Here is an 18,532-nt window from a genome sequence, read left to right as displayed (position 1 = left end):
CCTCTGCGCAAACAACGAGAAGATGAAGGTGTGAACAATGCCCAAGGCAAAGGTTACAAAGAACTCAGTGGCACCGGTGTCTAGTGCCCCGGGCGCAAACCGCACTCCGGTGAAGATCAATTCCTCCGGAACGCCGATGTGGTACAAGGTGCTGATGTTCGCCTTCATGATCGTCGGCCTTGCCTGGCTGATCACCAACTATCTCGCCGGCCAGGAGATCGGGTTCATGGCCGAACTCGGAGCCTGGAACTACGGCATCGGATTCGGTCTCCTCGTCATCGGGCTGCTGATGACCATGGGTTGGCGTTAGACACCGACTTCCTCCCCGGGGCGCGGGTGCGGCACAAAGATGTGTGCCGCACCCGCGCCTCGCCGTTGGTCGAGGGTCCCGCCTCCGGGAATCTTGACGTTCTATATCGATTAACGATATTATAGTATTGATTTTCGATATGAAAGGCGTTGCCATGACTACACGAATCGTCATCCTGCTGCGGGTCGTGCTCGCCGTTGGATTCATGGGCTGCCTGGGTATCCAGGCATTGTTGATTGCCTCGGTTTTCCTGGACCCGACAGATTCAGCCGGGGCGGCCGAGACCGCGGTTGTGGCCATTCTCGTGATCGGGCTGATCTGCGTGGAGGTGGCCATGGTGTGCGTATGGCAACTGCTCATCCTGGTGGGCCGAGGGACCGTGTTCTCCCCTGCCGCATTCCGCTGGGTTGATCACATCATCAGGACTATTGGAATCGCAGCGATCCTCGTGCTGATTCTGGGTTACATCGTCGGCGAGATCGATGATGCCCCGGGGGTCATCCTCATCGGAGCGGTGCCCGCCCTTCTGGTGGCCGGTGTCGCGATGCTCGTCTATGTCCAGCGCATGCTGCTGGTCCAGGCGGTTGGGTTCTCCACCGAGCTGGAGGCGGTCATCTGATGTCCGTCGTCGTTGACCTCGATGTCATGCTCGCCCGCCGGAAAATGACGGTGGCTTCCCTCGCCGAGAAGGTCGGCATCACCCCGGCGAACCTCTCGGTGCTCAAGAACGGTCATGCGAAGGCGATCCGATTCTCCACCCTTTCCGGTCTCTGCAGGGCCCTCGACTGCCAGCCGGGGGATCTCCTGCGGTGGGAGCCGGAGCAGTGGCCCGGGTAACACCGGAGGATTGATTCCACCTTGCTCCGGCGTCAGATCTCCAGAGACAGATCATCAAAGCCCTCGAGATCGCCGCCCTCCGCCAGCAACCTCATGTAATGATCCCTACGGACCTGGTCGATCCGGGTGTTCGTGGTTCCCTTCTTCCAGTATCCGAACACCGCGACCGACTCCTTCTCCAACCCGATGTCCCTGCGGAAGTACCCGCGGATGCTCTTCATCTCATCGCGTTCACCGGCCGCCCACACGACATGGGTTGACGGGTTCGGAAGTTCGCGGGCCTTATCCGCGAGGGGCTGATCCCCCGGCGCGAGCAGATGCAGCTCCAATCCCTCGATGTGCGGGAGCTCCTCGAAGGCGGCGACATCCTCGGTGACCACCCATCCCACACCGCCGACCCCTGCCGGCCACTGGTCCATGATCGCGGCGAGCGCGGGAATGGCGGTGTCATCGAGAAAGAGTGCCACCTTCCCACCCGGGGGCAGGGGGAAGTGCGGGCGGGGTCCGGTCAGGGTCAGCTCATCTCCCGGTGCCACTGTCTCCGACCAGCTCATCATGGGGCTGGGGTGGCCGTGCTGGACCACATCGACCACCATCGATTCGCAGGCACGGTCGAATGAGCGGACGGTGTACACCCGTGTGGCATCGTCGAGATAGAAGCGGACAGCCACGTTGGGGATGCCCCACACCGGATTCTGTGCCGCACCGGGCAGGTGCGCGGTGACGCGGAGCAGGGAGAAAGAGGGCCTGTCCACCGCCGTGATCGTTGCCCTGATCTCGGAGATGTCACGGTCGTGGGCGTTTTCGCGCAGTAGTCCATCGGGGTTGGTCATTGATTTCTCCTGTCTTTGGGGACGATGAGGGGTCGTCCGTTGTTGGGATCCTTGAGTATCGATGCGTCCAGATCGAAAACATCTCTGAGCATCGTTTCGGTGAATACGTCCTCGGGCCGCCCCTGCCTGATGATGCCGCCGTCACGCATAGCGATGACGTGCGTGGCGTAGCGGGCGGCCATGTTCAGGTCATGGAGGACCATGACCAGGGTCCGGCCCTGTTCGTGCAGCGTTGAGCACAGGTCGAGCACGGAGATCTGGTGGGCGATGTCGAGGTAGGTGGTCGGTTCGTCGAGTAGCAGAATGGGGGTCTGCTGGGCGAGTGCCATGGCAATCCACGCCCGTTGGCGCTGGCCACCGGAGAGTTCGGAGACCGCCCTGTCTGCGCAATCGAGCAGGCCCACCTCTTCGAGGGATTGCGCGACGATCCTCTCATCCTCGCGCGACCATTGCCTCCAGATCCGCTGGTGTGGATAACGTCCCCTGCCCACCAGGTCCGCCACGGTCACGCCGTCGGGGGCGTGCGGGGACTGCGGCAGCAGTCCGATCCTGCGTGCAACCTCCCTGGTGCGCAATGAACGGATGTCCCGGGCGTCGATAAGCACCCGCCCCGCCTGTGGGCGCAGCATGCGACCGAGGGTGCGCAGCACCGTCGACTTCCCGCAGCCGTTGGGGCCGACGATCACGCTGAATCCCCCCTGCGGGATCTCGAGCGTGAGCTCGCGGACGACCGTCCGCTCGCCGTAGCCCATCCTCACGGATTCAGTCTGCAGCATCATTTCTCCCTTCTCAGAAGCCACAACAGATACAGTCCGCCCAGCAGGCTGGTGACCAGCCCCACCGGCGTGCGCAGACCAATGTCAACGTGCTGCGCCAGGTGGTCGGCGGCGGTCAGCACAATCGCACCGATGCTTGCCGACGCCCCCACCGGCACCCCGGGCGCCCGCGTGAGCCGCCGCGCGATCTGCGGGGCGGCCAACGCGATGAAGGAGATTGGCCCGGCCACCGCGGTGGCCACTCCCACCAGCAGCACCGCGAGGATGATCGCCGCGAATCGTGTCATCTCTACGGCGACTCCCAGACCACCGGCGACATCATCGCCCATTTCAATGAGGAACAGCTTCCCGGCCATCAGGCCGAGCACCGGCACAAGGAGCAGGCACACGCCGAGAATCAGCGCTGCGTGTTCCCAGCCCCGGCCGCTCAGCGAACCCGCCGACCACAGCTGCACGACGGAGGCATCGGTGATATCGGCGCGCACCATGAGGAAATCGCGCACGGCCCCCACGAAGGCACCGGTACCGATGCCGACCAGAATCAACCGCAGACCACCGGTACTGCCTCCCTGCCTGGCCATGGTGTAGACGAACACCGCCGTGAACAGTCCACCGAGTATGGCGGCCAGTCCGGTTTCCACCACCCCGCCATTGAAATAGATGATCTGCACCGCCGCCGCCGTGGCCGCCCCGGTGGTGAAACCGATGATGTCCGGCGAGGCGAGCACATTGCGCGATACCGACTGGAACACCGCACCCGAGACCCCCAGGGCGGCACCGACGCCAATGGCGGTGAGCACGCGCGGAAGCCTACGGGACTGAACCGAGCGAACCACGGAAACGTCCCCCCGGCCGATGATTCCATCCCAGACCTCCCTGCCACTCAGCTGACCCGCACTGAGAGTCAGGTGAACCAGAATCACAAGCGCCGCGCCACTGAGCGCAATGACAACCATCGTGCGGCGATGATAGCGCAGGGACAGCTCCCCGGCGCGAAGTCTGGTGATCACAGGGCCACCACCTTCCTGGAACGCACCAGTGCGATGAACACCGGCCCACCGAGCACCGCCGCGGCGATTCCGGTCTGCAGCTCGGCCGGGGCCGCGGCGGCCTTGGCTACGGCATCGGCCATGATCAACAGCGCAGGCGCAGTGAACAGCACGCCGAGCAGCACAAGCCGGTTATCCGGACCGACGATGAGCCTGACAATGTGCGGTGCCGCCAGACCGATGAAGCCGATGGGGCCGGCGGCAGCCGTCGCCGCCCCCGCCAGCAGGACCACCGCCCCGAAACACCCGGCGCGGATCACGGCGACATTGACGCCGAGTCCCTTTGCCGATTCCTCGCCGAGCGCCATGGCGTTCAGCGCGCGTGCGAGCAGCAGGGCGATGAGGGTTCCCACGGCGATGAAGGGCGAGACCGCCACGATGATCTCCATTCCCCTGCCCTGCAGCGTCCCCACGGTCCAGTACCGGAACTGGTTGAATGCGTGTTCATTGCTCACAAGGACCATCGAGGTCGCGGCTCCGACCGCCATGGATAGTGCGGCACCCGCGAGTGCCATCCGCGCCGGCGAGGTGCCACCGAGCAGATACACCAGCACCGTGGCCGCGGCCGCACCGAAGAGTGCGTACCACAGATAGCCCCCGACATCGGTGACGCCGAAGTATGCGATGGCGATCACAACCGCGGCCGATGCCCCGGCATTGATCCCGAGTATCCCCGGATCAGCCAGCGGGTTCCTGGTCAGCGACTGCATCAGCGCACCGGACAGACCCAGGGCCACGCCGACGATGAGACCGAGTATGAGACGGGGGAGGCGGGAATGGCGGATGATCAGGTGGTCGTTGTTGGAGGCGTCGAAATCGGTGAACGCCGATGCCACCGCGCCCGGTTCCACTCCGGCGGAGCCCCACAGCAGGCTTGAGATCGCCGATACGGTGATCACACCGACCGCTCCCGTGATCAGGAGGAGGGTTCTCTTAACTGAACTGTTCGACCAAATGCTCAATGGTTGCCCTGGCGCTGTAGTAGTCGAGTCGGAAGGACTGCCCGCCGAGGGAGAACACGCGTTCTCCGGTCACAGCGGGAAGATTTCCCAGAAGGGGGTTCGCGGTGAACTCACCGGTGGGGGCCGGCCCACCGGTGGGAACCAGGAAGAGCGTCCGGGCCTGCTCCAGGGCCGCGGGCAGGTTCTCCGGGGTAACCACGGACACGCCGTTGTTGCTCTGTGTCGTGTACCGGTCACTGACACCCACGTAGTCGAATCCGATGCTGGCGAGCAGGTCCGCCTGCTGACTGTCGGGATCGAACACCCATCCGCCGTCCGCCCCCAGGTAGGCCAGTGCGGAGACCGGCTGCTCGGGGAGGTGGATCTCCTGCGCCTTTTCATCGACAAAGGCCTCATAGTCAGCGAACACCTGTTCGGCGTTCTCCTCAGTACCGGTGATCCCCGCTATGGTGCGGGTCAACTCCCTCCAGGAAGGCTCCGCGTAGTTCAGTAGAATCGTGGGGGCGATATCACTGAGCTGCTCATACTCGTTGGCCACGGCGTCGCCCCCGGAAATCGAGCCGATGATCAGATCAGGTGCGAAAGCGTCGATGGCATCGAGATCGACCTCAAGGTTGGGGTAGACCACCTCCACCCCGCGTTCATCGGCGACCCCGGCCCACTGGGTGAAAAATCCCTTCTCATCCGTCAGCGCGGTTACCAGGGCTGACGCGGTGCCCACCACCGGGGCGTCGACAGCGAGCAGTGTGCCGGTGATCGACGGCGAGGTGGACACGATCCGTAACGGCTTCTCCGGGATCGTCGTCTCACCCACAGCGTGGGTGATGGTTCGCGGCCAGGAGCCATCATTTCCCGCTGTTGCTACCGGGGTATCGGTTGCAGCCTGGCCGCAGCCCGCGGCCAGGAGTGCCACCAGCGCCGCGGCCAGCAGCTTCAGTGTTTTCGCCATGTGTTTCCTTTCAAGGGTGAACTCTTGTGAATTACCATAGGCTCACCTAATTTAGAAGGGTGTTCCTCAACCGCCAGATTCTTAACACCCCGATGCTGATGTGGATCCGCCGGGGGACGGCCGATCTGCGGATCGGGCGCACATCCATCAGGCTCTCCACCGGACAGGCGGCACTATGCCCGGCCGGGGAGGAACTGCATCTGCGTGCGGACGACAGCTCCGTGGTGATCCCCGTTCCGCTCCCGGCGGAGCGGAACGTCACCTTCGCACTCATCGAGGTGTCCGCCCGGCTGGGGGAACGACTGATGTATGAATTCGCCCAGTGCCTCGGCTATCTCAAGACCGATCCGGACCGCCGGGAGTTCCTGGACTCACTTTTGACCGCGGTTTCCGCCGGAACGCCACTGTCACCACCCCTGCCGCGGGATGAATACGCCCTCAAGGCTGCGCGCAGGATCATCACCCACCCCGTGGACAACGACGCCATCGCTGACATGGCCAGACGGATCGGGATCAGCGAGCGGACGCTGCAACGGAGATTCCACGAGGAAACCGGAATGAGCATCAGCGTGTGGCGTACCCGGACGAGACTGAGCCTGGCGCTGTCCTATCTCTCCGACGGGCACTCGGCCGAATGGGCCGCTCACCACGTCGGATTCTCAGGTGCGAGCAGCTTGTCCAGGGCGCTGAAAACCCATGCGGGAATGAGCCCGGGTCAGGTCAGACGTCGGAATCGTGGTCTGTGGCGGGACATCTCACAGCTCGAGGTGGGAGAGATCCCGGCCAGTACCACCTGGACGCGCATCAACGGCTCCCACATCATGGTCTGGGCCTACCGGGGCACCTCCACCGCGCAGGTGGCGGGACGGGAGATACTCCTCGAACAGGGCGATGCACTGATACTCCCGGCGGGTCTGCGTCTGGACGTCCGCTCCCCAGGCGGTTCACTTCTTCTGCCTGTGGGTTTCAGGACACCCACCGCCGAGGCAATCACCGCAGAACAGCTGAGGGTCATCCACTGCACAGAATCGGTGGAATCACTGATCAATTGTGCGGTCTTTACCTACACCCCGCTCAAACCCGCGCACCATCCGACGGATCGGGCCTTCCTGCTGCTGAACCGGCAGGGCACACCGTCGGGAATGGCCACCGACGCCAGGGAAGCTCTCACCATTGCGGTGCGCATCGCACAGAGACGTCAAGTGGATAAATCCATGTCCAGCCGAGTTCGCGCCGACGCATTCACCGCCTCCACCGGCACTGACTTCCAGCGCTGGAGCGTGATCCGAAGGATGACCCTCGCCCGGATTCAACTCAGTCGGGGCCTTCAACCCAGCGTGGTGGCCAGAAATCTCGGATACTCCCACCTCTCCGCATTCTCCCGCGCCTTCTCCGCCACCCACGGACTCTCCCCCACCGACTTTCAGAGCGCCAACAGACAGATTCCGGGACCGGTCATGTCCTGATTCAGCGACGGTTCTCTGGCTAATGGGGTGCCCTTCAATGGGGTGCATTCACGGGTCCTCGCCCTTTCGGTCATTCTCTTAGGTTGCTGCGGCGCCCGGGCTGAAATGTGTGGGGTGCGCATGAGAATGGGGTGATCCGGGTGGGGGCTGCCCGGGCAACTCCTTCCATAGGCGCCTTTGCTCCCATCGGAAGGGGCTCCGCTATCGCTGCGACCATAGAAAATGCGATACCAGGCCGTCTGCCGGATGGCAGTTATCCACAAACTCGGGGATCCATCCACATACAACTGTGGATAACAAGGGGTGGAGAACTGAATGAAAGTTATCCACACCTTGTGCATAAAACTGTGCATGAATTCATGGGCCCGGGGCAACCGAGGAGTGGACTACCTTTCCACAGCCTGTGGATAACTCTGTGAACAGTTTCCACCACTGTAAGTCTGTGTTCGATAAGATCCCCGGCTCAGGGTAGTTTTTGCACCCCATATCCATGTTCGAATCCGCTGTTAGAAAGTGAGGAGTGGAAATTACAAGAATGTGACTATCCACATTGGGGATAACCTCTGTGGACAACTCCGGCTCGTGTGGATTGCCCGTTGCCGGTCGCGCCCCTGTGAACAACACTGTGATTCAGCACTTCATCTATATGTGAGGAACCCGACTTCTCTTGACCACAGGGTGTGGAAGGACCGAAGAAGGTTGGTGGCCGTGTCAACGGTCGGTCTCCCCTGGATTCCCCTGCAGCTGTGCCGGGGAAGGAAACAGGTTGGCCACACAAATGGGCGCTCCGTCTATTCGGAGGTGACCTCAGGACACCCCTGCCAACCTTGTTGCGCCCACTTTATTGGACCTTCGATGTACTAAGTTTGGGGGTGGGTTACCCTTCCCTCCCCGCAGACACCGGGGATGATCCCATTGAACTTCCAAGGTGGATCTTCTCCCCACTCAGGTGGGGCTACATTAAACACCCCCGTCTGTTCGAAAGAATTCGAGCAGACGGGGGTGTTTTCCATGGACAATGGCCGACTTCCCACTTCAACTCTTAGGAGATGTTCTAAACATGTCCACCGCAGTTGAGAAGATCAACCGCGAATCAGCGGGGTTCGATATACAATGATCTACTGTCTAGGAAGTTCAATATTCAAAGTTTCTTTGGGAGGTGTCAATTGCCAGTAGATCTACAACTGTTCTGGGCGAAGCACAACAAGAAGAGTTCCGAGTTCATGTCTCTACTCCAGCACAGCCGTGACATCAGCGCGGTCATTTGTGATGTAGCTGACTCTCTGCTTTCTCCAGCGACCCGGGATTTTCTGGATGATGTCCTGGAAGGTGCACCCCTGGAAGCAGTTCTCACGCTCGCAGCCCTCTCCCACGATGTGGGGAAGGCATCACCCTACTTCCAGCAGAAGGTCCCCGCCCTCTCTTACAGGGTCTCCAACGCCGGCTATCGTTCAGACGTGACGTCAAAGGAGATGTCCGCAAATCCTCACTCCATCATCAGCGCCCATACGCTCCTCGCGTGGTTGGAGAACCGCACCGGAAAACCACTCACACCGATTAATCGTGAATTCTGGTTCTCCGTGATTGCCGGACACCACGGCACCTTCAGCGAAATATCCGTTGCATCGGATGACCTTAAGCGCGAAATCCGGAACTGGCCGGAATGGCAGAATGCGCGTTTCACCCTGCTTGATGCGCTTGCAGCGGAACTCGACCTCGATGAACAAACAATAGGGGATCTGGCCACGGTCTTCAGCGAGGACTCGGAAGACAACATCGCATCCACCGCGACCGCGGCGCTGATCACCGGGATTCTCATTTCCGCAGACTGGATCGCCTCATCGGAGGACAATTTTCCACTCACCAACGGTGAACCGCAGGTGCAGGAATACCGCGTCGAGGATGCGTGGGCGCGAATCAACCTGGGAGAACACTGGAGGCCATCCCCGGTCAGCGCCGAGAGCTTCATGCACCGTTTCGCCCTGCCCCCGTCGGCCACCTTGCGGAACGTCCAGAAAGCAGTCATCGAGCTCGGAAATGTCCAGACCCGACCGTCACTGACCATTATTGAGAACGAGACAGGTTCCGGAAAAACCGAGGCGGCTTTGGCTCTCGCCGACATCACGGCAGACAAGCTCGGTTTCAACGGACTCTTCTTTGCCCAACCAACCCGCGTGACCTCAGATGCCATTTTCAGCCGCGTTGCTGAATGGCTTTCTAACTCGGGCACCACCGGCTCGGTCTCCACAGTCCTGGCGCACGGCAAATCCGAGTTCAACGAAGAGTTCCGTACGATCACCTCAGGGACGATTTCCGGGGTTTATGACGATGAGGACTCGAACGACCGAACATCCCTGGAGGCAACGCAATGGTTCCAGGGACGCAAGACCGGCCTCCTCGCTTCCGTGGCCGTGGGAACCATTGATCAGATTCTCTTTGCGGTCCTCCAGTCGAAGCACAATGTTCTCCGCCATCTGGGTCTCGCCGGCAAAGTTGTCATCATCGACGAGATCCACGCCGCCGATGCATACATGCGGGTCTACACCACATGTCTACTCGAATGGCTCGGCTTCTACGGCGTACCGGTAATCGCACTGTCGGCCACTCTGCCACCCGCTACCAGAAAGGAACTTATCGACGCCTACCACCAAGGTGCCTCCCATTACAGCGGAGCCGCCGCACGCATTGACAAGAGCCCGATCTACCCACGGGTTACCTGGACCGATGGCTACAAGACCGGCACGGTGGCACCAGATCACGACGGGCTGACCCGCACCACCTACTTTTCCTTTGCCGAGGGAGATCTTGAGGAGATGGCGGAACGTGCGCTCGATCTGTCCTCCGATGGCGGCTGCATCGCAATCATTTGCTCGACGGTGTCCCGCGCCCAGTCTCTTTTTCAGCTGATCGTGGCCCGAGAAGACGCCACGGTGCTGTTGCATTCGCGCTTCCTTACAACCGACCGGGTGGACATGGAATCCGAGCTGGTACGCCAACTGGGACGCAAGGCCGGTTCAGAACGCCCGAGGAAGCTCATTGTCGTATCCACCCAGATCATTGAGCAGGGCCTTGACCTCGACTTTGATGCAATGATCACCGATATTGCGCCCACCGACCTCATCATCCAGAGAATCGGTCGCCTCCATAGGCACCAGATGCTCAACGATTCCCGCCCCGATGCTCTGAAGAAACCAACCCTGACCATCTTCGGTGCTGGTGTTCCAGACACTTCAGGCCAGGCTCCCGACATCCAGATCGGGAGCAGGCTGGTTTATCGTGATGCACCTTTGCTCAGATCGATCCGTGTGCTTGCAGATCATTCGCTTGCCTCGGGTGGAAGGATTACCACCCCTACGGATGTGGAAAGTCTGGTGTCAGCCTCATATGACACCAACCAGTTCCCACCCGCCGGGTGGAAGGAGGAGTGGGACGCCGCACGTGCCGATGAACGAAGATTCGAACAGGATCAGATTGCACGGGCCAAACACTGCCGGATCCCGGTCCCCCTCAACGGAAACCTCGCGGGTTGGAGCCGACAGCCTTCCCTGGCCGATGAACAGGCAACCGTCGCTCAAGTCAGGGATGCCGATGAATCCTTCGAGGTTGTGGTGGTACAGAACATCGGTGGCCGGCTGTTTGCCCTGCCCCATATCAATGCCCTTGAAGGCGTTCCTGTGGACGGAATGATGGAACTGGAGTACTCCCATGCCAGGACCCTCGCTACATGCACGGTTCGTCTTCCGCAATGGTCTCTCTCGGATTCTGACCTTAGCAATCTGGAAGCGGACGGCCAAGAATCCTGGCAGAAATCAAGGTGGTTGAAAGGAACTCTCCCCCTGGTTCTGGATGAAAACCTCACCCGGGAAGTTGAGAGGTACATCTTCACCTACGACGAGCAGCTCGGGCTGCTCATGGAAAGAAAGGAGAACCAAACATGACACCACGGACATCAAAGCGGAAAGGAGGAGGAAATGAGTGAACATCAGAGTTTCAATCTTCTCGATGAGCCCTGGATCGAGGTCCTCAGCGTCGACTCCACGCCGTCCACGGTTTCAATCAGGCAACTACTCGAAAACGCAGATCGATACCAGCGACTCGCAGCTTCACTGGAAACAGTGAACTTCGCGATTCTCAGGGTTCTCCTTGCCATTCTCTATCGCTCCTGGGATAGCCCGGTGCTTCGCAACAAGATGAGGGCCCTTCGTCACTGGCAGCAGAAATGGGATGAAGAGACTGTCTTTGACGACGATGTGCAGGAGTACCTCACCGAGGTCCATGACCGCTTCGATCTACGCCATCCGGAAAGGCCGTTCCTTCAGGTAGCCGATCTCCATACATCGAAAAACGAGTGGAAATCGCTGGACATCTTCATTCCCGATTCCGGTGAGGTGGGCGATCTCTTCACCATGCGCACCGATATCGAGTCGCTCAGTCCGGCACAGGCCGCACAGTTCCTGATTCACGCCAATGCCTATGACTACTCCGGTATCAAGTCCGGTGCCGTAGGTGATTCCCGGGTCAAGGGGGGGCGTGGCTACCCTCTCGGAATCGGATGGGCGGGGTGGCTCGGCGGCACCATCCTGGAGGGCCACAATCTCCGCGAGACTCTGTTACTGAATTATGTTCCTGCACGGGAACAGGCTGGTTCCGAGTTCGATGTTCCCGTGTGGGAGTTGGAGGAGCAGCTGACCAGCGGAGCACGGTCGGGATACGAAACCACCGCGGAGAATGCGGCTGCAGGTCCCGTCGAGCTGCTCACCTGGCCCCAACGCCGTTTGCGACTTCGATGGGATGGCGACAGAGTGACAGCGGTGCTGATTACGAATGGCGATGCCATTGGATACACGATCCAGGACTCGATTGAAACAATGACCCCCTGGCGATTTAGTGATCCGCAGTCCACCAAGGCCAAGGCCATCCGGTATATGCCTGCAACACTCCAGCCCGGTCGCGCGGTATGGCGCTCACTGCCCAACCTCCTCCCCAACCAGGACTTTGCAAAGGCCAAATCCAAATACGCCGATGGCGCACCGACCTCGAAGCCTGCCCTGAACGTCGAATGGGTGGGAACGCTGTCTGCACAGGGATACCTGGAACCATCATTCCCGATTCGCCTGCGTATGGTCTCGATGCTCTACGGTGCAAAAAGCTCCAGCTATGCTGACGTCCTCGCCGATTCTCTCCACGTCTCTGCTTTCCTGCTTTCCCCTGAGGGCGAGACACTCAGATCGATCGCCCGCGTGGCAATTCGCAGAACCGAGGAGGTCGACTATGCCCTCCGGCAGTTCAACAACAATATCGCCTTTGCGGTTTCAGGAGATGGCGCCGTCGACTCCGATGAGGTGCAACGCGCATTCTACTTCTCAATTGATCTGCCTTTCCGAGAGTGGATTGCGGATCTGTCCAGGGCGGAGAATCCCGATGAGTTGTTGGCTGACTGGAACCAAAGGCTGCGTTCGACGGCCAAAGAAAAGGCCGAGCAGATTCTCGCGAGTCAACCACCAAGTGTCTGGGCAGGAAGGGTCCGGGAATCCACGCGTATTACCGGTCCGGTTGCCATGAACCGCCTCGACGGCTCCTTGAAGAAGATTCTCGGATCCCCATCAAACGAAAAGGAAGGAGCACACAGTGAACCAGACGATATCTAAGCGTCAGGCGGTAGCCAACCATACGGCCCGCAAACTCCATGAACTCGAAGCGGGAATCAGGGCTGAGACCTCATCATCCAAGGCCACCCTTGCCAGGCTTCGCCGTGCAGTCAACCAGTCTCCCGGTTCGATCCCCGATGTCTGGGGAATCACTCTGGGCGATCTCCCCCAGCAGCTGGTCGGGGTTACAGACACCCCGAGCTGGGGTGAAACAGCGGTGCACAACGCTCTCGCGCTTTTCGCCATCCAGCAGCAGGGAAGAGGCGAGTTTATGCACCAGAAGGGGCAGGGCCTCGGAACTGGGGTCCGCCGCTACATCATCCTCAAGGATGCCGCCAACGGATTCAATGAGGAATCTCCAATTCTCCGACGTTTCAACGCTCTTTCCACCTCGGATTCCGTCGATGAGCTGCTCTGGCACCTGAGGAGTCTGATCACCCAACTTCGGGGAGAGAAGATTCCTCTCGACTTCGTAGAGCTCGCATCACAAATCTACGACTTCCACGTTCCGGAAGCCAGAGACAGAGTTCGCCTCAATTGGGGGCGTCAGCTCTACACCGCCCCGTCCAAGTCCACCAACACACAATCCTAAGACCCTGAAGGGAAACTTCCATGTCCACGTTTGTCGATATCCACCTGATCCAGCTTGTTCCGCCGTCCTGCATCAACCGTGATGACACCGGCTCACCGAAGTCCGCACTCTTCGGTGGTGTAGAACGTCACCGCGTGTCCAGCCAGGCGTGGAAGCGCGCCGTCCGCAACGACTTCAACACCTACCTCGATTCCGCGGAGCTGGGGGAGCGAACTCTCCAGGCCGTAAAGCGTATCGCGCAACGCATCCAGGAGCTCAGTGCCGAGTTCACAGAGGAAGCGGCAGAAAAGGCCGCCGCCGAGATTCTCGTGACCGCCGGAATCACCATGGACAAGAAGAAAAAGGATGATGAATCTGCTCCCAAGACAGGCTATCTCCTCTTCCTCTCCCGTTCCGAGATTGATCGGCTGGCCGAACTGGCAATTGAAAGCCAGGGAGATACCAAGCCGAACAAGAAGAAGGTTCGCGAGGCCCTCCAGGGACCTGCGGCAATCGACGTCGCTCTGTTCGGACGCATGCTTGCCGACGCTCCCGAGGCAAACGTTGATGCCTCCTGCCAGGTTGAGCACGCGCTGTCGGTTCACAAGGCGACCCGCGAGTTCGACTACTACACCGCTGTGGACGACAACGCCTCCGAGGACAATGCAGGCGCAGGCATGATCGGCACCCAGGAGTTCGTCTCCTCGGCGTTGTACCGTTATGCCACAATCAATGTGGATAAGTTGGCCAGCAACGTCGGAAGCAGGGAGGCTGCGGCACGTGCCATTGAGGCGTTCACACGGTCGTTCACCCTGTCCATGCCTACAGGCAAGCAGAACACCTTCGCCAACCGCACCAGGCCGGACTTCCTCCTTGTTGAGGTACGGGACGATCAGCCTGTCAGCCTTGTCAACGCCTTTGAAAAACCGGTGCAAAACAATGGCGAAGCAGTTCGGCTGGCGGCAGTGTCTCTCGCTGAGTATGCAGTTAATGGTGATGCACAGTACGGCACCAAGCCAGTCCAGTCATTCGGCATGGCGACCAGGGCAGCCGATTCAGAAAAGCTCCAGAGTGCGCTGAACTCTCGATGGGACTCCGTTGAGTTTGAGGAGATCATCAAACGAGCTGGAGACGCGGCCCGCTCCTCTGCACAGGAGAACTAATGTCAACCTTGCTTCTACGGTTGTCAGGGCCGTTGCAGTCGTGGGGAGTGAGTGGCCGCTTTGTGAATCGCTCCACCTCATCCCACCCGACGAAGAGTGGTGTTATCGGGCTTCTCGCTGCTGCCGAAGGTCGGCCACGTGAACAATCTGTAGCCGACCTGGTGGGTCTTCACTTCGGTGTTCGAACCGATCAGGTAGGTAGTGTCCTCCGAGATTTCCAGACTGAGATCGATTGGCGCACCAACAAGTCCAAACCTCTCACCAACCGCTACTATCTACAGGACTATCGCTTCGTCGCAGGTGTTGAAGGTCCTGACGACGTTTTGGAAGGACTCGATGAGGCCCTGAAGCACCCGGTGTTCCCACTGTATCTGGGCCGGCGCAGCTGTCCCCCCGGAGAACGCATCTCCTTGGGAATTGTCACCGGGGACCTCGAAACCGCACTCCGGGTTGCCGAGTGGACGGCAGCTGAGTGGTACCGCAGGAAGAAGCCCACAAGGGTTCATCTACCCATTTCTCGAGATGTGCTTTCGGGGGAGTCAGCAGATGAACTCGTTCGAGACCGGCCCGAGAGCTTCGACCCGAAGGAACGCAGCTATGAGCTCCGCCCCGTCAAGCATGATTGGGTCGGCGTTTCAAATGACTTAGGGATCAAGGCCATTGACCACGATCCCTTCGACCTGATAGGAGGTGCCTAGGTGTATCTATCGAGGATGTACCTCAACCCTCAACGTAGACAGACACGCGAGCTGCTCGCCAGTCCCCAGAAGATGCACGCGGCGGTTCTCGCTTCCTTCCCGCCAGATGCCGCAGCTGAAAGCAGCGATGAGGGGCGCGTGCTGTGGCGCATTGATCAGACGATGGAGACAACGGCCCTGTACGTTGTCAGCCCTACCGTTCCTTCCCTCGAGCACCTCCAGGAACAGGCAGGTTGGTCGCAGGAGCGATCCTGGCAGTCAAGTGATTACACCCCGATGCTCAACCGGATCGTCAAAGGCCAAAGGTATGCCTTTCGTCTTACCGCAAACCCTGTGCGCACCGTGACCGAGGAGGGGGTGAAGCGTCGAAAAGCTCATGTCTCCTCCGCACACCAGCTTGAGTGGCTTGAGCAGAGACAGGATCAACTCGGAGCTTCAATCAACAGTGAGACTGATGGTCTGACCGCATCAGTTAGCAGATCCTCCCGGCTGGTGTTCAACCGGAAAGGCCGCAAGGTAACTATCCAGCAGGTCACATTCGATGGAAGCCTCGAGGTAACCGCGGCCGATCAGCTGCGCTCAGCGCTCACCAACGGAATCGGCAAAGCCCGAGGCTACGGATGTGGTCTTCTCACTCTCGCACCATTGGAGTAATACCATGCAATCAGGAATGCCACCGTCCACGCCCAAGCAACTCAGCCGGGCGACCGACCGAATAAGCTTTCTATATTTGGAGCACTGCACGCTTGGAAGGGACGGTGGTGCCCTGACCGCCACCGATGATAACGGCGTGGTACACGTCCCTGTCGCCGCTTTGAGCGTCCTTCTGCTCGGACCCGGAACGCGGCTCACCCATCAGGCCGTATCAGTCGTCTCCGACTCCGGATGCAGCCTGGTTTGGGTCGGCGAGGAAGGCGTGCGCTACTACGCACACGGCCGTTCGATCGCCCGATCCGACCGACTTCTGCTCAAACAGGCTGAAAAAGTCAGTAACACCCGGTCCAGGCTCGCTGTCGCCCGTGCCATGTATGACATGCGTTTTCCGAACGAGGACACCTCCAAACTGACGATGCAGCAACTGCGCGGAAAGGAGGGCGCACGCGTTCGTCGAATCTATCGTGAGAACTCGGAGGAGTTCGGCGTGGACTGGAATCGAAGGATCTATGACCCCGAGGATTTCCTCGCCGGCGATCCCATCAACCAGGCCCTATCCTCGGCACACACCTGCCTGTACGGGCTTTGTCATTCAGTGATCGCGGCGCTGGGCTGCAGCCCGGGCCTGGGATTTGTCCACACGGGCCATGATCGGAGTTTTGTTTACGACATTGCAGATCTATACAAAGCTGAAATTTCCATTCCCGTGTCCTTCCGGATCATTGCCGATCTCAATGAAAGTGGTCGCGCTGAGATCTCCGATGTCAGCGCTATCACCCGCCGCGCCATGCGTGACGAGTTTCGTGAGCTACGGCTCGCCGAACGCATTGCCGCAGACCTGAAAACTTTGCTCATCGATGACGAGGAGATCAGCTCCGAAGAATTTTGGGCCGACGTCGTCCAGCTCTGGGACGGTGGAGATAAACGCGTCGCAGGCGGCACCAACTACGATGGCTCCGGCACGACGGGGCACGAAACTCCATGATCACTGTCATTCTGTCCTCGCCACCCGAAAAGTTGAGGGGACACCTCACCCGCTGGCTCCTGGAGGTAAGCCCGGGAGTCTACGTAGGGCGACCAACCGCCAGAGTGAGGGATGAACTCTGGGAGTTGATCGTTTCGACGCTGACGAGCGGTCGGGCGATTATGACCTTCCCAACCAGGAGCAACGAGCAGGGTTTTGAAATCCGGGTGCACCGGAGTCAGTGGGAAGTTGCTGACTTCGACGGCATCTCTCTAATGCGACACCCGGTTAGCACTGCCAAAGGGTCGATGAAAGCCGGTTGGTCATCCGCCTCCAGGCAGCGAGCAGCACGTCGACGTAATAAAGCAAAGTGATGTAAAATCAGCGTTGGACCGAGCTTTATCGCTGGTTAACTAGTGTTCTCCCCGCTCAGGCGGGGATGGTCCGGGTTCATCGCCGACCGACTCCCCGCCCCCGTCGTTCTCCCCGCTCAGGCGGGGATGGTCCGACCGGTGACGCGATCAAGGAATTTTCGATCCGGTTCTCCCCGCTCAGGCGGGGATGGTCCCAACAAATTTCACTATTCAGAACTCACATATCGGTTCTCCCCGCTCAGGCGGGGATGGTCCGCGCCACCCCGACACCCCCCCAGCTACACCGACGTTCTCCCCGCTCAGGCGGGGATGGTCCTGTTCGGCTGGTAACCGAACTGATTTCCATTGAGTTCTCCCCGCTCAGGCGGGGATGGTCCGATCCGCGATCGCCTGCCAATGCTTATGCGCCGGTTCTCCCCGCTCAGGCGGGGATGGTCCTCCTCCATGGACAGGCCGGCATCCTGCGCCCGCTGTTCTCCCCGCTCAGGCGGGGATGGTCCCCTCCCCCTCAGTGCGTCGCGACGCACCATCCAGTTCTCCCCGCTCAGGCGGGGATGGTCCCATTCGACGCTAAGCCCAGATCAATAAGTCGCTGTTCTCCCCGCTCAGGCGGGGATGGTCCGGTCCTGCGTGATCCGCTGGATGAGGGCTTCAAGTTCTCCCCGCTCAGGCGGGGATGGTCCCGCTGCATCAGGGTCACCACCCGCGGCCCGCGCGTTCTCCCCGCTCAGGCGGGGATGGTCCCCAGCCTCCAGCAGCACGTGCCTGCGTCTTACGGTTCTCCCCGCTCAGGCGGGGATGGTCCCGTCGCCTCCGAGAATCCCCTGTACAAGGGTTAGTTCTCCCCGCTCAGGCGGGGATGGTCCCAGCTCCGGCACTTCCAGAATGTCAGCGACAGGGTTCTCCCCGCTCAGGCGGGGATGGTCCCCCAAAGTCACCGACTTACCTGCCACCGATTCAGTTCTCCCCGCTCAGGCGGGGATGGTCCCTGCCCTCAATGCCCCTCACCACTGAGTCACCGCGTTCTCCCCGCTCAGGCGGGGATGGTCCCAGCCTCCGGGGCGGACGCGGCGAGGAGGGCGTGTTCTCCCCGCTCAGGCGGGGATGGTCCCCGCAACATCAGCCTTGTCCCGGGCGAGCTTGAGTTCTCCCCGCTCAGGCGGGGATGGTCCGTACACCGTCTCTGAGCTGATGGCCGACCCTGCGTTCTCCCCGCTCAGGCGGGGATGGTCCGTGGGTAGCTAGCTGCGCAAATGTGTAGTGATTGTTCTCCCCGCT

17 protein-coding genes and 1 CRISPR repeat array (1 of these 18 running past the window's edge) are annotated in these 18,532 nt (G+C 60.4%); of the genes, 12 read left to right on the top strand and 5 right to left on the bottom strand.

What is annotated here, in order from left to right; all coding sequences use genetic code 11:
• Positions 1-37: 37 nt before the first annotated feature.
• The 3 genes from crgA (at position 38) to B7E02_RS01765 (ending at position 1,147) form a co-directional block, all read left to right on the top strand.
• Positions 38-310: a cell division protein CrgA gene (gene crgA, locus B7E02_RS01775; protein ID WP_080792371.1), complete on the top strand. Its 273-nt coding sequence runs from the start codon at positions 38-40 to the stop codon at positions 308-310.
• A gap of 154 nt (positions 311-464) precedes the next feature.
• The gene (locus B7E02_RS01770) at positions 465-929 is read left to right on the top strand and encodes a DUF2975 domain-containing protein (protein ID WP_179129628.1); all 465 of its coding nucleotides are present in this window, start codon (positions 465-467) and stop codon (positions 927-929) included.
• Positions 929-1,147, top strand: coding sequence for a helix-turn-helix domain-containing protein (locus B7E02_RS01765; RefSeq protein WP_080792363.1), 219 nt, complete (start codon positions 929-931; stop codon positions 1,145-1,147). Before B7E02_RS01770 ends, B7E02_RS01765 begins: the two co-directional genes overlap by 1 nt.
• A 32-nt stretch (positions 1,148-1,179) precedes the next feature.
• On the opposite strand, the gene B7E02_RS01760 is transcribed toward B7E02_RS01765, so the two are convergent.
• Genes B7E02_RS01760 through fepB form a run of 5 tightly spaced genes read right to left on the bottom strand, consistent with a single transcriptional unit; the run spans position 1,180 to position 5,716 of the window.
• Positions 1,180-1,980 carry a siderophore-interacting protein gene (locus B7E02_RS01760; RefSeq protein WP_080792360.1) on the bottom strand — a complete coding sequence of 267 codons (801 nt, stop codon included), beginning with the start codon at positions 1,978-1,980 and terminating at the stop codon, positions 1,180-1,182.
• Positions 1,977-2,756 (bottom strand): ABC transporter ATP-binding protein, encoded by a 780-nt coding sequence (locus tag B7E02_RS01755; RefSeq protein WP_080792358.1) that lies wholly within the window; start codon positions 2,754-2,756, stop codon positions 1,977-1,979. The genes B7E02_RS01760 and B7E02_RS01755 overlap by 4 nt, the downstream gene beginning before the upstream one ends.
• Positions 2,756-3,766: a FecCD family ABC transporter permease gene (locus B7E02_RS01750; protein ID WP_245802123.1), complete on the bottom strand. Its 1,011-nt coding sequence runs from the start codon at positions 3,764-3,766 to the stop codon at positions 2,756-2,758. Before B7E02_RS01750 ends, B7E02_RS01755 begins: the two co-directional genes overlap by 1 nt.
• A complete protein-coding gene (locus B7E02_RS01745; RefSeq protein ID WP_245802122.1) occupies positions 3,763-4,704 on the bottom strand; it encodes a FecCD family ABC transporter permease in 942 nt (313 codons plus the stop codon). The genes B7E02_RS01750 and B7E02_RS01745 overlap by 4 nt, the downstream gene beginning before the upstream one ends.
• A 34-nt stretch (positions 4,705-4,738) precedes the next feature.
• A complete protein-coding gene (fepB, locus tag B7E02_RS01740; RefSeq protein ID WP_080792353.1) occupies positions 4,739-5,716 on the bottom strand; it encodes a Fe2+-enterobactin ABC transporter substrate-binding protein in 978 nt (325 codons plus the stop codon).
• A gap of 59 nt (positions 5,717-5,775) precedes the next feature.
• On the opposite strand from fepB, the gene B7E02_RS01735 reads away from it, so the two are divergent.
• The 9 genes from B7E02_RS01735 (at position 5,776) to cas2e (ending at position 17,254) form a co-directional block, all read left to right on the top strand.
• Entirely contained in the window at positions 5,776-7,182 is a 1,407-nt protein-coding gene (locus B7E02_RS01735; RefSeq protein WP_143336597.1) for a helix-turn-helix domain-containing protein, read from the top strand.
• Between the two features lie 1,073 nt (positions 7,183-8,255).
• The gene (cas3, locus tag B7E02_RS01730; protein ID WP_245802121.1) at positions 8,256-11,120 is read left to right on the top strand and encodes a CRISPR-associated helicase Cas3'; all 2,865 of its coding nucleotides are present in this window, start codon (positions 8,256-8,258) and stop codon (positions 11,118-11,120) included.
• Positions 11,121-11,153: 33 nt separating this feature from the next.
• The gene (gene casA / locus B7E02_RS01725; RefSeq protein ID WP_080792349.1) at positions 11,154-12,830 is read left to right on the top strand and encodes a type I-E CRISPR-associated protein Cse1/CasA; all 1,677 of its coding nucleotides are present in this window, start codon (positions 11,154-11,156) and stop codon (positions 12,828-12,830) included.
• Positions 12,811-13,422, top strand: a complete 612-nt coding sequence (gene casB / locus B7E02_RS01720; protein WP_080792346.1) for a type I-E CRISPR-associated protein Cse2/CasB — start codon at positions 12,811-12,813, stop codon at positions 13,420-13,422. Before casA ends, casB begins: the two co-directional genes overlap by 20 nt.
• 20 nt (positions 13,423-13,442) lie before the next feature.
• The gene (gene cas7e, locus B7E02_RS01715; protein WP_080792344.1) at positions 13,443-14,564 is read left to right on the top strand and encodes a type I-E CRISPR-associated protein Cas7/Cse4/CasC; all 1,122 of its coding nucleotides are present in this window, start codon (positions 13,443-13,445) and stop codon (positions 14,562-14,564) included.
• Positions 14,564-15,262 carry a type I-E CRISPR-associated protein Cas5/CasD gene (gene cas5e, locus B7E02_RS01710; protein ID WP_080792341.1) on the top strand — a complete coding sequence of 233 codons (699 nt, stop codon included), beginning with the start codon at positions 14,564-14,566 and terminating at the stop codon, positions 15,260-15,262. Before cas7e ends, cas5e begins: the two co-directional genes overlap by 1 nt.
• A 15-nt stretch (positions 15,263-15,277) precedes the next feature.
• Positions 15,278-15,916: a type I-E CRISPR-associated protein Cas6/Cse3/CasE gene (gene cas6e, locus B7E02_RS01705; protein WP_245802120.1), complete on the top strand. Its 639-nt coding sequence runs from the start codon at positions 15,278-15,280 to the stop codon at positions 15,914-15,916.
• A gap of 4 nt (positions 15,917-15,920) precedes the next feature.
• Positions 15,921-16,901, top strand: a complete 981-nt coding sequence (gene cas1e, locus B7E02_RS01700; RefSeq protein WP_080792337.1) for a type I-E CRISPR-associated endonuclease Cas1e — start codon at positions 15,921-15,923, stop codon at positions 16,899-16,901.
• A complete protein-coding gene (cas2e, locus tag B7E02_RS01695; protein ID WP_080792335.1) occupies positions 16,898-17,254 on the top strand; it encodes a type I-E CRISPR-associated endoribonuclease Cas2e in 357 nt (118 codons plus the stop codon). The genes cas1e and cas2e overlap by 4 nt, the downstream gene beginning before the upstream one ends.
• Before the next feature lie 44 nt (positions 17,255-17,298).
• Positions 17,299-18,532: direct repeats of the CRISPR family, unit length 28 nt; unit sequence GTTCTCCCCGCTCAGGCGGGGATGGTCC (it continues 7,582 nt past the right edge of the window).

The sequence above is a fragment of the Corynebacterium pacaense genome, assembly GCF_900169525.1.
GTDB classification, from domain to species: Bacteria; Actinomycetota; Actinomycetes; order Mycobacteriales; family Mycobacteriaceae; genus Corynebacterium; species Corynebacterium pacaense.
The sequence above is the reverse complement of the archived record's forward strand: the minus strand, read 5'-3'. Positions and strand labels throughout refer to the sequence as shown.

Bases quoted from the DNA above. Each gene is read 5' to 3' on its own strand.
- crgA (WP_080792371.1), top strand. From the start codon at position 38: ATGCCCAAGGCAAAGGTTACAAAGAACTCAGTGGCACCGGTGTCTAGT.
- B7E02_RS01770 (WP_179129628.1), top strand. From the start codon at position 465: ATGACTACACGAATCGTCATCCTGCTGCGGGTCGTGCTCGCCGTTGGA.
- B7E02_RS01765 (WP_080792363.1), top strand. From the start codon at position 929: ATGTCCGTCGTCGTTGACCTCGATGTCATGCTCGCCCGCCGGAAAATG.
- B7E02_RS01760 (WP_080792360.1), bottom strand. From the start codon at position 1,980: ATGACCAACCCCGATGGACTACTGCGCGAAAACGCCCACGACCGTGAC.
- B7E02_RS01755 (WP_080792358.1), bottom strand. From the start codon at position 2,756: ATGCTGCAGACTGAATCCGTGAGGATGGGCTACGGCGAGCGGACGGTC.
- fepB (WP_080792353.1), bottom strand. From the start codon at position 5,716: ATGGCGAAAACACTGAAGCTGCTGGCCGCGGCGCTGGTGGCACTCCTG.
- casA (WP_080792349.1), top strand. From the start codon at position 11,154: ATGAGTGAACATCAGAGTTTCAATCTTCTCGATGAGCCCTGGATCGAG.
- cas7e (WP_080792344.1), top strand. From the start codon at position 13,443: ATGTCCACGTTTGTCGATATCCACCTGATCCAGCTTGTTCCGCCGTCC.
- cas5e (WP_080792341.1), top strand. From the start codon at position 14,564: ATGTCAACCTTGCTTCTACGGTTGTCAGGGCCGTTGCAGTCGTGGGGA.
- cas6e (WP_245802120.1), top strand. From the start codon at position 15,278: ATGTACCTCAACCCTCAACGTAGACAGACACGCGAGCTGCTCGCCAGT.
- cas1e (WP_080792337.1), top strand. From the start codon at position 15,921: ATGCAATCAGGAATGCCACCGTCCACGCCCAAGCAACTCAGCCGGGCG.
- cas2e (WP_080792335.1), top strand. From the start codon at position 16,898: ATGATCACTGTCATTCTGTCCTCGCCACCCGAAAAGTTGAGGGGACAC.